Source organism: Pseudomonas corrugata (assembly GCF_001269905.1).
In the GTDB taxonomy this organism is placed as follows: Bacteria; Pseudomonadota; Gammaproteobacteria; order Pseudomonadales; family Pseudomonadaceae; genus Aquipseudomonas; species Aquipseudomonas corrugata.
On the sequence record NZ_LHVK01000021.1, the window covers coordinates 136,754 to 151,603 of the forward strand.

The 14,850-nt window shown below is 57.5% G+C and carries 11 protein-coding genes and 3 pseudogenes; 5 read left to right on the forward strand and 9 right to left on the reverse strand.

The genetic code is table 11. From position 1 onward, the window contains the following. Positions 1-166 precede the first annotated feature (166 nt). Positions 167-547, forward strand: a complete 381-nt coding sequence (locus AD665_RS22540) for a nuclear transport factor 2 family protein (protein WP_053193833.1) — start codon at positions 167-169, stop codon at positions 545-547. Positions 548-850: 303 nt separating this feature from the next. Here AD665_RS22540 and AD665_RS22545 read toward each other — a convergent pair whose 3' ends face one another. From AD665_RS22545 to AD665_RS27140, 3 genes are read right to left on the reverse strand one after another with little or no spacing between them, the layout of a single operon-like run. Next, complete coding sequence (locus tag AD665_RS22545; RefSeq protein WP_024776543.1) at positions 851-1,483, reverse strand: VOC family protein; 633 nt, start codon at positions 1,481-1,483, stop codon at positions 851-853. A gap of 8 nt (positions 1,484-1,491) precedes the next feature. Then, entirely contained in the window at positions 1,492-2,310 is an 819-nt protein-coding gene (locus tag AD665_RS22550; protein ID WP_024776542.1) for a helix-turn-helix transcriptional regulator, read from the reverse strand. A 5-nt stretch (positions 2,311-2,315) separates the two neighbouring features. Beyond that, complete coding sequence (locus AD665_RS27140) at positions 2,316-2,855, reverse strand: kinase inhibitor (protein ID WP_069018530.1); 540 nt, start codon at positions 2,853-2,855, stop codon at positions 2,316-2,318. A 380-nt stretch (positions 2,856-3,235) separates the two neighbouring features. On the opposite strand from AD665_RS27140, the gene AD665_RS22555 reads away from it, so the two are divergent. From AD665_RS22555 to AD665_RS27145, 3 genes and pseudogenes are all read left to right on the forward strand, one after another. Then, positions 3,236-3,478: an ester cyclase gene (locus AD665_RS22555; protein WP_024776541.1), complete on the forward strand. Its 243-nt coding sequence runs from the start codon at positions 3,236-3,238 to the stop codon at positions 3,476-3,478. Then, positions 3,460-3,957, forward strand: a pseudogene (locus AD665_RS22560) (LysR substrate-binding domain-containing protein); the annotation flags it as partial. The gene AD665_RS22555 and the pseudogene AD665_RS22560, both read left to right, overlap by 19 nt. Positions 3,958-4,067: 110 nt before the next feature. Then, positions 4,068-4,334, forward strand: a pseudogene (locus tag AD665_RS27145) (CoA transferase); the annotation flags it as partial. Here the strand turns inward: AD665_RS27145 and AD665_RS22565 are convergent. Both AD665_RS22565 and AD665_RS22570 read right to left on the reverse strand, forming a co-directional pair. Then, positions 4,333-4,632 (reverse strand): annotated as a pseudogene (locus tag AD665_RS22565) (RNA 3'-terminal phosphate cyclase); the annotation flags it as partial. The pseudogenes AD665_RS27145 and AD665_RS22565 overlap by 2 nt on opposite strands. A gap of 4 nt (positions 4,633-4,636) precedes the next feature. After that, positions 4,637-5,863 (reverse strand): RtcB family protein, encoded by a 1,227-nt coding sequence (locus tag AD665_RS22570; protein ID WP_053193836.1) that lies wholly within the window; start codon positions 5,861-5,863, stop codon positions 4,637-4,639. Between the two features lie 207 nt (positions 5,864-6,070). Here AD665_RS22570 and rtcR point away from each other — a divergent pair, with 207 nt between their 5' ends. Continuing rightward, positions 6,071-7,696: an RNA repair transcriptional activator RtcR gene (gene rtcR / locus AD665_RS22575; protein WP_053193840.1), complete on the forward strand. Its 1,626-nt coding sequence runs from the start codon at positions 6,071-6,073 to the stop codon at positions 7,694-7,696. A gap of 208 nt (positions 7,697-7,904) precedes the next feature. On the opposite strand, the gene AD665_RS22580 is transcribed toward rtcR, so the two are convergent. The 4 genes from AD665_RS22580 to AD665_RS22600 all read right to left on the reverse strand — a co-directional run. After that, positions 7,905-11,081, reverse strand: coding sequence for an NHL repeat-containing protein (locus AD665_RS22580; protein ID WP_053193843.1), 3,177 nt, complete (start codon positions 11,079-11,081; stop codon positions 7,905-7,907). A gap of 65 nt (positions 11,082-11,146) precedes the next feature. Further along, complete coding sequence (locus tag AD665_RS22585; protein WP_024776533.1) at positions 11,147-12,961, reverse strand: pentapeptide repeat-containing protein; 1,815 nt, start codon at positions 12,959-12,961, stop codon at positions 11,147-11,149. A gap of 203 nt (positions 12,962-13,164) precedes the next feature. Beyond that, positions 13,165-14,154: a lipase family protein gene (locus AD665_RS22590; protein WP_053193846.1), complete on the reverse strand. Its 990-nt coding sequence runs from the start codon at positions 14,152-14,154 to the stop codon at positions 13,165-13,167. A gap of 362 nt (positions 14,155-14,516) precedes the next feature. Beyond that, the coding region (locus tag AD665_RS22600; protein WP_155514794.1) for an integrase core domain-containing protein at positions 14,517-14,850 on the reverse strand (334 nt) is incomplete at its 5' end.

Below are 14,850 nucleotides of genomic sequence, written 5' to 3' on the forward strand. Positions count from 1 at the left end.
CGAGAATTATTCATCATCATGAATTAACAAATAGCTTTTTGCACATTTATTCACCGAAGTGAACTCTCTAAGCTCTCATCCATCGCCAGCCTCGATCACCCATAGACAGCGATACCGGGCAAGACTGACGAATCCACACCAGAGATCCAGCCCCCCAGAGGACACTATGAAAACTGCTCTCCAATTGCTTCAAGCCTATCAAGACAACATCCAGGCGCCGACGTCAGCCGCGGCCTTGTTTGCCGAAGACGGCGCGCTGGAAATACCGACTGTTCATGTGCACGCACAGGGACCTGCCGCCATTGAGCAACTGGTCGCCGACCTGCTTGTGAAGATTCCGGACTTCCGGTTCAAGGATTTCAAGGTTTGGATCGACACGCCCGACAAGGTCTTCGGCGAATACTCCGTCGAGGCGCTGGTCGTCGGCACGGGCAAGGTCTATCGGCAAACCTATGCAGGCTTGCTCATCGCAGAGGGCGGGAAGATCAAGCTGCTCAGGGAAGCGCTGGACACAGCTGCCGGAGCGCGGGCATTCAGCATGGACTGAGAGTCAGTGCGGCGGCCGTCCCGATGGCCGGGCGACGCAACGAGCGGCTGTGGCTTGGGCACGTCTGGCGTCGACTCGACCGGGTTTCATAGCGGCTACAGGGCCGAGCCGGTGCGTGCTGTTGATGGCAACCCCGGTTGGTAGACCCGTCCCAATTCTTCAATGCCTTGATGAATGTGAACCAGGGTTTGGTGAGGGACGGGGATATCAAGCCACGCAGCCACCGGTCGAAACCTCTTCCATTCGCGCGATCATTTCCTCCTGCAGATCAGAAGGTGTAAACCTTATTCAGGACGCGACACCCTATAAATTCCTGAGCCCCGCTGGTGTTTCGATACAGGAAACCAAGCGTGACATTTCAATGCTATCGCATCGATGAAGCCGAACTGGCCCGGAAAAATTCATGGCATCAAGCAGGTGGCTGATCCTCTCTGGCGCAGGATGGAAAATATCGAGCCTCTGCAATGAGCAACCTTTATCTTCAAGCATCGCTGCAGGGTGCGCCGGCTGTCCCCATTGAATCAGGCTGGGGGCGGCTCCCCCCAAAGGCAATCCACCGTCCGCCAAAATCGTAATATCCCAGCACAACTCACCTCGGCTCATCGGCTGTACCTGGCCGACGACTTCCGCGAACATCGAGCCAAGCGATTTCAGGCTGTCGGTTCCAGCAACCCAATGGGCCAGCCGAGGAGACGCGTTGTCTGGTAACCCGTCCAGGGCGAACCAGCGAGGCCGCCCTACAGGCGGGGCCGCCGGGTTGATAGCGATCACTTCCAGATAGAAACTCGTCCCCAGTCGCAGCAGCTTGTTGTGGGTTCCCATAAGCGAATGACAGCCGCCTTGTTGAAGCTCCACACCCAATCGTTGACTCACAAAGCGCTCACCCGCCTCCAACGTAGGCGCCACGACGACTAAATGGTCCAGTGATGTCTGCATGACGGCTCCTAAATCCCTGCCCGCAATTCACGTGGCGACAGACCATAGTGTGAGCGAAAGCGCACCGCAAAACGTGAAGCCGAGGCGTAACCGCAGGCCGCAGCAATTTCCCCGATAGGGCGAGACGTTGTTTGCAACCCTTGCAACGCCGTCGCCAGTCGAACACTCTCCAGGATATTCCTGAAACTGTCCCCCTCATTCGCCAGTTGGCGGCGCAACGTCGACTCACCCAGGTTCAGGCGTTGTGCAATGGTCGCAACTGTCCAGTCTTTCTCCGGACTGCCCATGACGATCTGCTGCACACGTTCGCGAATTGGATCGTTGCGCCCCATCAGCAGAGGTCCGACCTGGCCACCCAGGCACAGACTCAGAAGAACCGCTTCCCCGTAGAGCGCGCGTAATGCGTCCGGGGAGTTCGCATGGATAGAGGCCAACAATTGATCCCATGCCTGTGTTGTGTGCCTGTCCAGAGGGACGCATAGATCAGTCTTCAGTTCACCATGACGGCTCATGATCTGCTGGCTATATCGGGTGCTGAAGTTACGCAATGTCGAGACGGGAAAGGTTACCGCATCGGCGACGTAGTGACCGTGAAGTCCGGGGAAGTTCGAGATACCCAGCTCGCGTCCGGCCGGCATCAGGATCAGATGTTGCGGCCCGGCACGCATCTCCCGATCATCCCATTGCAACAGCTTCTCCCCTTGTCGCACTCGACACAAGGTGGTCACGAACACCGGCACCCTTGGCAGGGTCAATGGCTGTCGCGCCCGTATGACACACGCATCGATAATGTTTTCCCGGTGCTGTATGCCGTCACAAGGGCGCATCGCTCTTAACGTCCGTAAGTTGAAGTAATGGTCGCTTTGGCAAGGGCGTTGGCATTGAGCATGTACCCTACCAAGGCACCGCTGGCCTCACTATCGAGTGGTAGCTTATCCACTTTCAACGCCCATACGGTGAATTGATATCGATGGGGTTTATCACCTACAGGTGGGCAAGCCCCGCCAAATCCCGGCTGGCCAAAATCGGTTCGCCCTTGTACTGCACCGGCAGGCAGGTTCGCCCCCACTCCTCTTGGCAAGCTATTGGTGGAAGTCGGCAGGTTAACCACCGTCCAATGCCACCAACCGCTACCGGTCGGTGCATCGGGATCATAGACCGTGATCGCATAGCTTTTAGTACCTGCGGGAGCGTTTGCCCAGGAAAGCTCGGGAGAAGTGTTGCCACCTTCGCAACCGAAGCCTTGGAACACTTCGCGTTTGGTCAGCGGACGGTTGTCAGCAATATCCTGGCTGGTGAGTGAGAAGTCGGCGGCATATCCACTGAATGCTACAGCCATGGAAAGTGCAGGCAGGACTGATCTGATGTTCATCGCGGCTCCATCTGAGTCTTAGGTGAAGCTCGATTCTAGGTTGAACGAAGAGTGACTACTGTGCCGAAATGCTCGATAAGAGTGCCGAAATGCTCGTTTTCACCGGCACCAGTTTCGGTTACGCCTTCAATATTATTTTCGTGGTCTTCACGCTGATGTTCTTCGTGCATGTCGCCGTTCAACCCCATTGAAAGTCAGCATTGGCGCCTTTGCGTCGGCGACCCCGTGTCCGCCGGACGCTCCGCCATGGTCGTTCAGCAACGCGATGACCACTCACCTACACCGCTGACTTTCTACTCTGCTCACTGCCTTGATGAGACATCACAGTAGGACCTAGGATCGCAAAGGCAAGAACAGACATGAGGAGGAGAACCAGCCCCATGAGCCCGAACCTTGCCGATCTTTATAGCGACTACATCGCCTGCCTGAATGCACAGGACTGGGCAAACCTGGGCCATTTTGTGCACCCGGATGTGGTTCACAACGCGAAACCATTAGGGTTGCACGGCTATCGAAGCATGCTGGAAGCCGATTATCGGGCCATTCCCGACTTGCGCTTTGCAATTGCATTCCTGGTGATCGACCCACCTAAGTTGGCGGCTCGCCTGGTGCGGGGGTGGTGAAGGGTATTCTGGATGGGGTGGCCGATATCGGGATCTGCTCCGCGGATACAGAAGTCAAAGGGCTTCACGCGGTGCCGTACCGCCAGGATGAGTTGGTCGTGGTCATGCGCCCGGAACACCGTTTGGCAGTAAAAGAACGGATCGCCTTTGCCGAGACGCTCGACTTCGATCACGTCGGCCTGCACGCCGACAGCTTCATCAATCTGCGCACCCACGCGGCCGCGCGCAGCTGCGCAAAAGCGCTGCGGCTTCGCATTCACGTGCCGGGGTTCGACGCAGTGTGCCGGATGGTGCAGGCTGACCTGGGCATCGGAGTGCTGCCGCGAAAGGCTTTCGAGCTTATTGGCCGGTCTCTGGGCCTGAAGGCGGTGGCGCTGGAAGATGACTGGGCCATTCGCAGCATGCTGCTGGTGATCCGGAACGAGGACGCACTTTCGCCGGTTAGCAAGCTGTTGTACAGGCATCTTCAAGGGCTCTGAATCGCGGTCTTCGTATTTCGCGAAGACTCGTTCCAAATTTACGGTTGGTAGCGAGTGGTTGGCCTCTCTTAGGCTTGGATCAAATTCCAAGAACACGAGGCTACATCCCCATGACTGCCCTTAACGGCCTTCGCGTCATTGAAATCGGTACCTTAATCGCCGCGCCGTTTGCAGCACGCCTGCTCGGTGAGTTTGGTGCGGAGGTGATCAAGATCGAATCGATGGGTCATGGTGACCCCCTACGCAAATGGCGAAAGATGCACGAAGGCACGTCGCTGTGGTGGTACTTGCAATCGCGAAACAAGAAGTCCCTTGCGCTCAATCTGAAAGCCCCTGAGGGCATCGACATCGTCAAGCAATTGGTCGAAAGCGCCGAACCAGTATCGTGCTGCCCGCCGTGCCGATCGCGAACGAATACTCGCCGGCCTTTACGGCCCCGGGACGGAATCCGATAGCGGTCGAATTGAGTTCCGCTCCCAGGACTTTGGCGCCGCAGATCTCAGCCGCTGCTCGTACTGCGGTGAGGTGTTGTCGCAACAGGCCGGGCCGGGAGCGCTTGCCGCGTATTCCTGTCATCCGGAACGCCTGGCCGGTGATCATGGAGAGGCTGAGGGCAGTACGCAGCACTTGCCCTCCTCCCTCGGTGCCGTCGATGAGAATCAGATCCTGGCCCATCCACTCACCCCTTCACGCAGACGACTTGGCGCAGGGTATGGACCACTTCAACCAGATCGTGCTGGGCCGCCATGACCGCATCAATGTCCTTGTAGGCCATCGGGATCTCGTCGATGACCGCCGCATCCTTGCGGCACTCGACATGAGCAGTCGCCCGCACCTGGTCCTCGACCGTAAACATGGCCTTGGCCTTGGTACGGCTCATCACACGACCCGCACCGTGTGAACAACTGCAAAAGGCTTCCTCGTTACCCAGGCCCCGGACGATGAAACTCTTTGCGCCCATCGACCCGGGAATAATCCCCATCTGACCCTTCTGCGCAGAGACGGCGCCTTTACGGGTGAGAAGGATATCCTCCCCGAAGTAAGTCCCTCGCTCCACGTAGTTGTGATGACAGTCGACGGCGATCAGCTGCGACTCAAAGGGCTTGGTGATGACCGATCGTACGGCATCCAGCACCGCCAACATCATGACCGCGCGGTTCTGCTTGGCGAAATCCTGGGCCCACTCGACAGCCTCGACGTAGTCATCGAAGCTGGACGTTCCTTCCCGCAGGTAGGCCAGGTCCCGGTCAGGCAGGTTCACCATGTGCCTGCGCATTTCCTCACGGGCCTTCTCGATAAAATACGAACCGATCGCGTTGCCTACGCCACGGGAACCGGTATGCAACATCACCCACACATGGTCGGCTTCGTCCAGGCACACCTCGACGAAATGGTTACCGGTTCCCAGCGTCCCGAGGTGTTTGTGGTTGTTGGACTTTTCAAGGCTCGGGTGCTTCTGGGTAATAAGGTTGAAACGCCCCTCGAGGGCTGACCAGGCCTGGTCGACAATCGCCGGTGCGCTGTCCCAGGCCCCTTTGTCCCGGCCGCTACGTCCCGAGGTGCGTCCGTGCGGCACAGCCTTCTCGATTGCAGAACGCAGGCCGAACAGATGGTCAGGAAGATCGCTGGCGCGCAGCGAGGTGCGGACCGCCGACATCCCGCAACCGAGGTCGACCCCGACAGCAGCGGGGATGACCGCGCCCTTGGTGGGAATCACGCTCCCGATCGTCGAGCCCTTTCCCAAATGAACGTCGGGCATGACCGCCATGTGCTTGAACACGAACGGCATCTGCGCGGTGTTCATTAATTGCTGCCTGGCCTCGGGCTCAACCGGGACGCCTCGGGTCCACATCTTGATGGGCTTGCCGTTTTCGACTTCAAGCAGCTCGAAGGTTTGAGTGGTCATTGTTTTTTCGCTCCTGTGATTTCTGTTTGGGAGCTCTATAGCGAGCGGCATGCCAATTCTACGGCTGGCGGATCATATTTTTACTATCCAATTGATATTCAAGGACTTTAATCGTAATGCCGTTAGTCCTCACAGGTCGGCACTGTTCACTGACAGGCCTCAAAACTATACTCAATTATCGTTCTCTATCTTTTGAGATATTCAGCAATGCAGGACAAAAAGACAGTCGCCATCGGGATTCTTGGATCAAAGCTCGACCGCGTCGGCAAGGGGGAGCAGCGCTGGAACAAATGGCGCCCTACCCTCTCGCTGTGCCAGCAGCCCGACCTGGTGATCGATCGCCTGGAGCTGATTCACGGTGAAGCGCGCTGGGACATCGATCTCGCTCTGAAAATAGCGGCTGATATCGCCCAAGTCTCGCCGGAGACCGAGGTTCGCCTGCATACCATGGCGATGCGAAACCCATGGGACTTCGAAGAGGTCTACGCCGCACTGCATGACTTCGCGGCTGACTACCGGTTTGATACGGAGGATGAGGATTATCTCGTTCACATCACGACGGGCACCCATGTCCAGCAGATCGTCTGGTTCCTGCTGGCCGAGTCCCGGCACATCCCTGCCAGGCTGATCCAGACGCAGCCAACTGGCTTGCGGGATGCTGATACGGGCCCGTCTGGCAAACACGTCATCACCGACCTCGATCTCCAGCGCTACGACCAGATCGCCAAGCGATTCCAAGCCGAGCGCCTGGAAGGCACCGAACTGCTCAAGTCCGGTATTGCGACCCGCAACGCGGCGTTCAACCGGACGATAGAACAGCTCGAACGGGTCGCCGTGCGATCCCGGGCACCGATCCTGATCAGCGGCCCTACCGGGGCGGGCAAGTCCTTTCTCGCGCGGCAGATCTACGAGCTGAAACGGGGTCGTCATCAGGTCGAAGGTCCGTTCGTCGAGGCGAACTGCGCCACGTTGCGCGGCGATACCGCCATGTCGACGTTGTTCGGCCATACAAAAGGCGCCTTCACTGGCGCCCAACAGGCGCGCGACGGCTTGCTGCGCTCGGCCCACAAGGGCGTCCTGTTCCTCGACGAGATCGGAGAACTACCACTCGACGAGCAAGCGATGCTCCTGAAAGCGATCGAGGAAAAGAAGTTCTTGCCGATGGGCTCCGACAAGGAGGTCGAGTCTGACTTCACGCTGATCGCGGGCACCAATCGGGACCTGCACGCGCGCGTTGTTGAAGGTCTGTTCCGCGAAGACCTGCTGGCCAGGATCAACATCTGGACTTTTGTGCTGCCCGGACTGGCCAATCGGAGCGAGGACATCGAGCCAAACATCGATTTCGAATTGCAGCGCCATGCCCGGGATAACGGCCACATGGTTCGCTTCAACACCGAAGCCCGGCGTCGATACCTGGCCTTCGCCACCGCCAGGGATGCCGCCTGGCCAGGCAACTTCCGGCAACTCTCGGCGTCGATCACTCGCATGGCCACACTGGCCGACAGCGGCCGCATCGACATGACGCTGGTGGAGGACGAGCTGGAACGACTGCGCCTGGACTGGCGGATACCGACCGCCTTGGACCCATTGTCCGAGCACTTGGCAAAAGCCGGCCTTGAGATCGACCTGTTTGATCGCCTTCAACTGGAATCGGTCCTGAAGGTATGCAGCACAGCGGCAAGCCAGGCGGATGCCGGTCGCAAACTCTTTTCACAGAGCCGATCAGCCAAGGCATCGAGTAATGATTCCGATCGAATCCGAAAATTTCTGGCGCGATTCGACATCACCTGGAGCCAAGTCCCGGGGCTTCTCACGCACAGTCAGCTCCAATGAGTTGATGCTGCATGTGCTGGACACCGCCTGGATCCAGGCTGGGAGGACGCCTGCCTGCACCGCGAATACTTCGCTGCGCCCCATCGTCCGAGCCGATGGCAGCTTTGCCGTAAAGTTGAGCCTTTACCCCCCAGACGCGCCCCGTAGGACGGGGGCATCTGGCGATAAACGCATTTTTTATCCGATACGTCTAAAGGGTAAGCGGCGCCTACGCCGTTGGCGCCGGCGGCATCCAATGGCTGATCGATGGCTCAGGTCTCCCATCCGCACCATGGATCAGCTCATAGTTGAGGGCGTATACGTTCCGGTCCAGACTCACGGCGAGCTTGCCGGATGCAACACCCTGCGTTGATACCAGAAGGTCGCCCTCCGGCGTGTAGATGTCCATGTAGTAGTCATCCGACGAGCCGCCATCGCCGGTATAAGAAAGTACATAGACATACCCCTTGGCTTCCACGTCCAGGTCGAGGAAAGTCGAATGCTCACGAGCGTTCAGCACCAGCGCCGACGAGGACTTGCCCTTGAAGTACTTGACCGGATTTCCATGGATGTCGAACGCCTGCACCCGTGCGTTACCGGATTCGAGCACCATCACGACTCCGTCCAGGCCTATAGCGATCGCTACCGGTTCCGACACCAGCCCTTCCCGGGTACCCTTGCCGGAAAGCAGGCAAGCGTCGGGGGCTTCGCTATCGGCGACAGGTGTATTCGACAATTCGCATCGGAGCAGTTTGCTTCGCCCGGTACTGATGGCAAACACGTAGCCTTGCGGGTGCAGAACGAAATCATCCAGCGGGATACCCGCGAGGAACCGACCATAACTCTGTCCCGCCCCAGCATGAAGGGGCGCGCATTTTGACCCGTTGTCGTAACTCAGCGTGACCTTGCGAAGATGAACGTACGACGGTGCGTCATAATCGCTGCTGGTTGCAACCGGGTAGCTGTCGAGGAAAAAGTTTCTCCCCGAGCCATCCGACGGGCTTACCAGATCGTAGCTGATGCCCGACTTGTCGTTATAGCCGACGTCGAGCGGCTGGCAGGCCTGCTCCGGTGGGGCAAGGAGTGATACGTTCTGCACCGTGTACATGGCGTCGACCGACTGCGGGTTTGTCGCCAGGTTTTCCGGAATGTTCAGATGGGTGGCCTGCCATGCGTACCCGATCGACGCGGGGCCCTGCGCCAGGGTAATGCTCGTCAGGCTGATGAGATCAGATCCGGTGGTCGCCGTGGCCGTTGGAGGTGATGCCCCCCTGTTCCAAATGTGCGCACCGCCCTCGTAGGCCAGTTTCTCCAGATGCTCGTAGACCGAGCTTTTGGTAAGCGGAGGCAGGCTGTTCTTGATCTCCAGGTTCGGTATCACCAGCGTGCTGCCGTCCGTGCCCAGCGCAGGTGTCCAGTCAGTCGCCCCTCGACCTGCAACCCATCCATTGTCGGCATAGAAGATTGCGGTCACCTTCAGTTGCCCTCCTCCCGGGATGCCCTTGAAGCTGACCGGGATGGACTGGTTGTTCGTCCCCTCCGACAGCGAAAACGTCTTGGTGGGTACCGTCACCTGGCTGTCGTACGACACGGTGACCACGTAATGCGTCGCCTGCATCGGGAAGTAATGGAACTGCGAATCCGGGGCGACGGTGATATCCAGATCGATCGTCCTCGTCACTGTTGAGGTGTAGATCGGTGCTGCCTCCAGCACCTCAAACGTCGTCTGGCAAAGCTGCGCTGCGGTGATCGCTGCATTGACTGCTTCCAGCGCAATGTCCACGAACGGAATCGCCTCCTCCAACGCCCCCTGCGCGATAAACTCCAGCAACATCGCCTTCAGGCCCGTCTTCCATAACAAGGGCCCGATGATGTTGGCCAGCTTGAGGAGCACCTCCTTGACTCCACCTGTCAATGCGTAGTCGATAATCGTGGCGTCGATCGTCGCCAGGACGCCCAGGATGCCAACGTAGACCGCTTGATCCTTCAGCAGGTTGGTGACGAACTCGGTGTTCATCACTGCGGCCCCGACGACGAGCGCGATAACCGGGATCGCATACTCGAAGGTCGCCGTCATGAAGATCCCTAGAATACAGATATGCTGGTCGGTACGCCCTGGACCGAAAACACCGAGACCCGCCAGATGGATGTTCACCGCGTTGGCCGCCTCCGGCACGGGGAACGTCAGCGTCATGTCGGTGACATCAATGGGAATGCCGGCGATCTCATCAATCGGCCCGACCCGGTCGAGGTACTTCGTTGTGGCAGTGCCGCTGAATACGCTGGGGATAGAAGCCGCCGGCCACGAGTCCGGCGACGCGACGGGAGTGCCACGGGCATCCAGGAACTCGATGTAGGCCCCCAGGTGCCTGAGCCACTGATTCTCCACCGTCACGGACATGTTGGTGCCGTCGTACTTCACGCTGGCAGGATCGACCACAACGCCCAGGCCCGGGGTGAGGTTTTTCAGTTTCCACTGGGAGTCCTGGTCATGCCGGCGCACTGAATGGGAGCCCGCCGTGCCCTGATATTCACTCGACACAACGCCATCGAGTACCTTCCACAGCGCGCCGCGAAGGTACTCTTCTTGGCGGGATAGCTGGATCGCCAGCGGCAGCGTGCTCGATACGGCCAATCTCACGCTCTGGTGGAGCCTGGACGTATAGAGCGGCTTGTTGCCGTCGTACACCTGCTTGTTATCCCAGTCGAGCAGCGGTACTTTTTTCTGCCACGCATCACCGGCCCCCTCGATGGCATGTACCAGGGTATTCCCGTCATTCGCGATTGCGATCTTGATGCAACTTTCCTTGATATAGGCAGGAATAGCACCACCATTATCGCCACTGAGATTCAGCAAGCTCGGGTGATGGAAAAGCACGGCGACCGCGGCCTCCATGGCCTCGACGTAACTGTCCACCTTATCCGGAAAATCACCCTCCAGGATCAGTGGTTCAAGATGCTCCGAGGTGACGCCGTACCTGGCGAGCTTGGCATATGACGTGGCCAATATATCCTTGCCGCGCTTCTTCATTTCTTCCCGCGCTGCCACCCGGCCTGCCTTGGGGACATGCAGGTACATAGCGATGGTGTTGCGGATCGATTTATCGATAGTTGTCGCCGTGGACACGGTGATCAATGCCGGACGGTTCGAGGGCACGGGAAGATCCTCGATGTAATGCGTGACGTGCTCTTGCGGGAGCAGCGCCAGGAAGGGTGTGTCCTGGCTGGACCGTGAGAGGGTCTGCGGCGTGTGACGTTCGAGCCGATACTCCCTCAAATTTGCGTGCAGGACCACATCGTCCAGGTCCTTGCAGTGCTTGAGGTTGAAGTGCAGCGTGCGCGTCTCGGTCGGCCCAGGCAGTTTGTCCGCGCGGCGGTTAGCCGATCCATCACTCCTTTGATTCATGGTTCTTTCCCTGTGTTGACGGTACTTGGGTGCGTATGTCGTGCGGGATGTGCCGTGTCTCCCGGTCAGTTGTGGTCGCCGTAATTCCAAGTATTCATCGGAGCGTCGTTGGCGTGCCACATGGTGCCGGTGCAAGGCCCTGTCTGGCCATTCGGGCACGTCGCACCGGTGGTGTCCTTTGGCATCCGTGTGACGTTATAGGTAATCGGAGTCATATCTTCCCGACCACCATGGACGGTCAATGTACCTTCGTCCGTGCTGACGGCCGCTCCGATGAAATTCACCCCAACCGTATTCGCACCTGAAAAATCGACCCCTTGAAGGCACGCGTTCGCAAACGAGCATGCTCGTTGATCATCGATAGTCGACAGATCGACGCCGGTGAATCGAGCGTTGATGAGGCACGCTCCGTCGAAGGTGACACCTGCGGCGTTCTGTCCTCCCAGCCCCGAGAAATTAGTCGCAACCAGGTACGCGCCCGCGAAGTCCACCTGGGTGATGGTCGCGCCAACCAAGGTCGCTGAGTTACCGTACAAATAGCAGAGCGGCATCATGGCAAACGACAGGTCCGCGTTGCTGAATGAGGCATCGAGCAGGTACGCCCCACTCAGATTACAGCGGTGCTTGCCATCTGGCGTCGAGAAGGTGGCATGGTCGAACTTGGTGTATGACAGGTCCGCGTTCACGAGGTTGGCGCCCCCGAGCTGTGCATAGGAAAAGTCCGCGGCGCTGATACTTGGAGAGTCCACAGCGCCAAACTGCACGCCGGTCAGAACCGCATATTGTGCGATCAGATTATCGAGCGTCCCATCGAGGATCGCGGTGCCTGGATGGTCGGGGTCTTCAATCATGAACTTGACACCGTCCATCTGTGCGTAACTCCAGATGTAGATGTCATCATCCTCGCTGTCGAGCGCGTGCGTAAGGACCTTGTTTACCCGGGCATTCGAAAAAATGGTGCGTTTATTGACGTGTCGGGTGATGCGGATGGGCTTGGTAAGGTCCGAGAGGGTCGCCAGGGACAGGTCGGCGCTTCCCAGGTCTGCACTTTCGAAGTTGCAGTTATCGAGCACCGCCCCCGTGAAGTCGCACTCTTTCAAACTGGCACCGCTGAAATCGGCGTTCTTGAGTGATGCATTGCGAAAGTTCGCGCCGTCCAACGTGCAACCTCTCAGGTTACTGCCATCAAGCACTGTGCCCGAGAAATTCGCAATACCCGAGAAAGTGACATTGCTCAGATTGCAGTTCGTCACTCGAGTACCGGAGAAATCCACGTTGTGCAGGAACAGATACCAGAAATCGGCCTTGTCGTACGATTGCTTGTTCAGCTCCGACGCTCCGGGGAGCAACTGTTGTGTAATGACAGGCACGGATGGGTTGGCAGAAATGAGGGCGAGCTCAACATCTTTCCAAGTGACCGTATTGGCGATGATATCGATATCGAGCACGGATATAACCGACCGACCTCGAATGAGCTCCATCCAGATGGCATTATCTGCCGGAGGAATGCCATACGGATCATGGATCGTCAGAGCGAGCGTCGCTGGTGTGTCTGGAGAGGTGAGCGCGACATCGAAATCGTGACAGTCACCGCCCGACATCGGGCTTCCACAGTCCAACCAAACCCCGTCACGGACCGATTGAACCTGGAGCCAGCGGTGGGTGTCCTGATTGATAGCGTTGTCGGGCGTGAATGTATCTCCCAGATAGAAGGCGAACAAGGTAGCGTCTTTCTCGGTGTCATCGTCCAATAATTCGCAGGCCAGTGAATTACCGTTACGGTATGCGAACCAGGTATTGGAACCTATCCCCCCATAATTGACGATTATGGTGAGGTAATAGCAGCCGATGTAAGTCTTTACGGCATTCGGGTTGGTCATAGAGGCTTCCAGGGATTGAATAGCCGATCGATGAGCGCGAAAAACTGCGGTTCCTGGCAAAGATGAACTCACCCACCACATCGCGTCTGCCTGAGTACTATTACGGGCACAGCACTTGCTGATGTACGAATTGCAGTTGCGTCGACTTCCCCAAGGAACCCTCGGCAACCGCAACTCAACATCTGGACGGCGAGAGTGCCCTACTAGCTGCCGAACGGAGGCATCGGTATATCAGTGGGCTGCAGGCCCAGCAGTGTCATGTACTCATAAATGTGTTGATAACCGGATTGAGAATCATAGCTTGTGCAGTCGGATTGAGGCTTCCCACAGAGCCGCAGTTCCATGTTTGCGCTGCCCATTCCCCATTGCGTATAGTTCAGATTGTTATCAACAACCTTGTCTATGGCAGAACAGACCATTTTTCTCGTGTTTTCATCAACGGGATTATTATCATAAAGAGTCAAGGAGTAATCGAGAGAAGTTGCGCACCACGCCATCGGAATGACATCCAGGGTGTTGTAAATGCGCAGCGCATTACCGGCCATTTGTTTATTGAAATAGCTGGCGAAATAACCATCCCCCGCCGTGGGCGCAGCAAAGGTTTCACAGAAGAAATTAAAGCCCGGAAATTTGTCTTTCAGATAAAGCGCTACCACTGACATGAGCGCACCGCCGAGGCTATGTCCCACCAAACGAATGCTCGTTCCACTTTGTAGCTTCCCAAGAAAATCGCACAGTGTGCCCTGAGAACCGATAGCAGAGGCTTTGTTCAGTATCGCGCTCACACCATCCGACGTTCCCTGCGCAATGCGCGCCGAACCCTGGTAACCCGGGATAATGCTCTGCAATGACACCATTGGAAAAATATCGAGATCGTCCACCTGATCCTTCAAGGAATCCTTGAGTGTCCCACTCGTCACTACGACGACGTCGTTCCCGCTTCTCCCGCCAATCAGCACCGCGGTGATGTGCGCTGCATACTCGCCATCCATTACCAGCGCGGGGCCCCAGGCTACGGCATAGCCGCCGCCTACCTTCGAGCCATTGAGACGCGAAAGAATATTGTCTTTAACCTGGTCCGGCCTGGGGTTCTTGATGTTTTGCCAGGACTGTGAATACAGCGCTGCATTATTGACCACGAAAGCATGCGTAAGACTGATTTGTCTTTGCACAAGTGTATCTGGGGTAGTCATGACTGCTCCTTGTCTCGAAGAAAGTTTTCAAAGGACCCAACGAAAACCTATGGCAGCCGTCGATCCTTCTGGGCCAGCAAGAGCGAGTGTAGACGCAGTTTTTGCAAGTGCGAGGTTGATGCCGTTTACTGCAACACAAGCCACAAGTCTTGGCGAACTCAGTGGACAGGAGCGCATCACCGCCGTGGCGCAACAGACTCGCCTACGCGCTTTGGTGGCAGGAGACCGGTTGGCCAAATTGCAGAAGACTGTGCCAGCGGAAATTGAGCACTGCGCCGAGACCTGGAGCAGCGCAAAGATGATCCAGTGATGTCTGCATGACGGCCGGCGTTTTTCAAGGTAGTTGTCGCGTCACCGTCTAACTATGCTGCTCTTTTCTCGGCCTGCTGCTCTCGATCCGGATTCAGCAGCACCGTGCCTATCGGCTCCCAGTTCTGTGTTCGTCCAGACCAGCGTTCCGGGCTTTTCTTTCGGGCTTGCTCGTACAGTTCATGACGTTGAGCCAGGATCTGTTGATCCTGCCCTTGATGCCGCTCCGCCGGGGTCACGAAGCGGATCCGGCTATGCCGGTGTTCGTGGTTGTACCAACGCATGAAATCCCTGACCCAGATGCGTGCGGCGTCCAGGCTGGCAAAGCCATCTGCCGGCCATTGCGGGCAGTATTTCAACGTTCTAAACAGCGATTCCGAGTATGGA

Bases quoted from the DNA above. Each gene is read 5' to 3' on its own strand.
- AD665_RS22540 (WP_053193833.1), top strand. From the start codon at position 167: ATGAAAACTGCTCTCCAATTGCTTCAAGCCTATCAAGACAACATCCAG.
- AD665_RS22545 (WP_024776543.1), bottom strand. From the start codon at position 1,483: ATGCAGACATCACTGGACCATTTAGTCGTCGTGGCGCCTACGTTGGAG.
- AD665_RS22550 (WP_024776542.1), bottom strand. From the start codon at position 2,310: ATGCGCCCTTGTGACGGCATACAGCACCGGGAAAACATTATCGATGCG.
- AD665_RS27140 (WP_069018530.1), bottom strand. From the start codon at position 2,855: ATGAACATCAGATCAGTCCTGCCTGCACTTTCCATGGCTGTAGCATTC.
- AD665_RS22555 (WP_024776541.1), top strand. From the start codon at position 3,236: ATGAGCCCGAACCTTGCCGATCTTTATAGCGACTACATCGCCTGCCTG.
- AD665_RS22570 (WP_053193836.1), bottom strand. From the start codon at position 5,863: ATGACCACTCAAACCTTCGAGCTGCTTGAAGTCGAAAACGGCAAGCCC.
- rtcR (WP_053193840.1), top strand. From the start codon at position 6,071: ATGCAGGACAAAAAGACAGTCGCCATCGGGATTCTTGGATCAAAGCTC.
- AD665_RS22580 (WP_053193843.1), bottom strand. From the start codon at position 11,081: ATGAATCAAAGGAGTGATGGATCGGCTAACCGCCGCGCGGACAAACTG.
- AD665_RS22585 (WP_024776533.1), bottom strand. From the start codon at position 12,961: ATGACCAACCCGAATGCCGTAAAGACTTACATCGGCTGCTATTACCTC.
- AD665_RS22590 (WP_053193846.1), bottom strand. From the start codon at position 14,154: ATGACTACCCCAGATACACTTGTGCAAAGACAAATCAGTCTTACGCAT.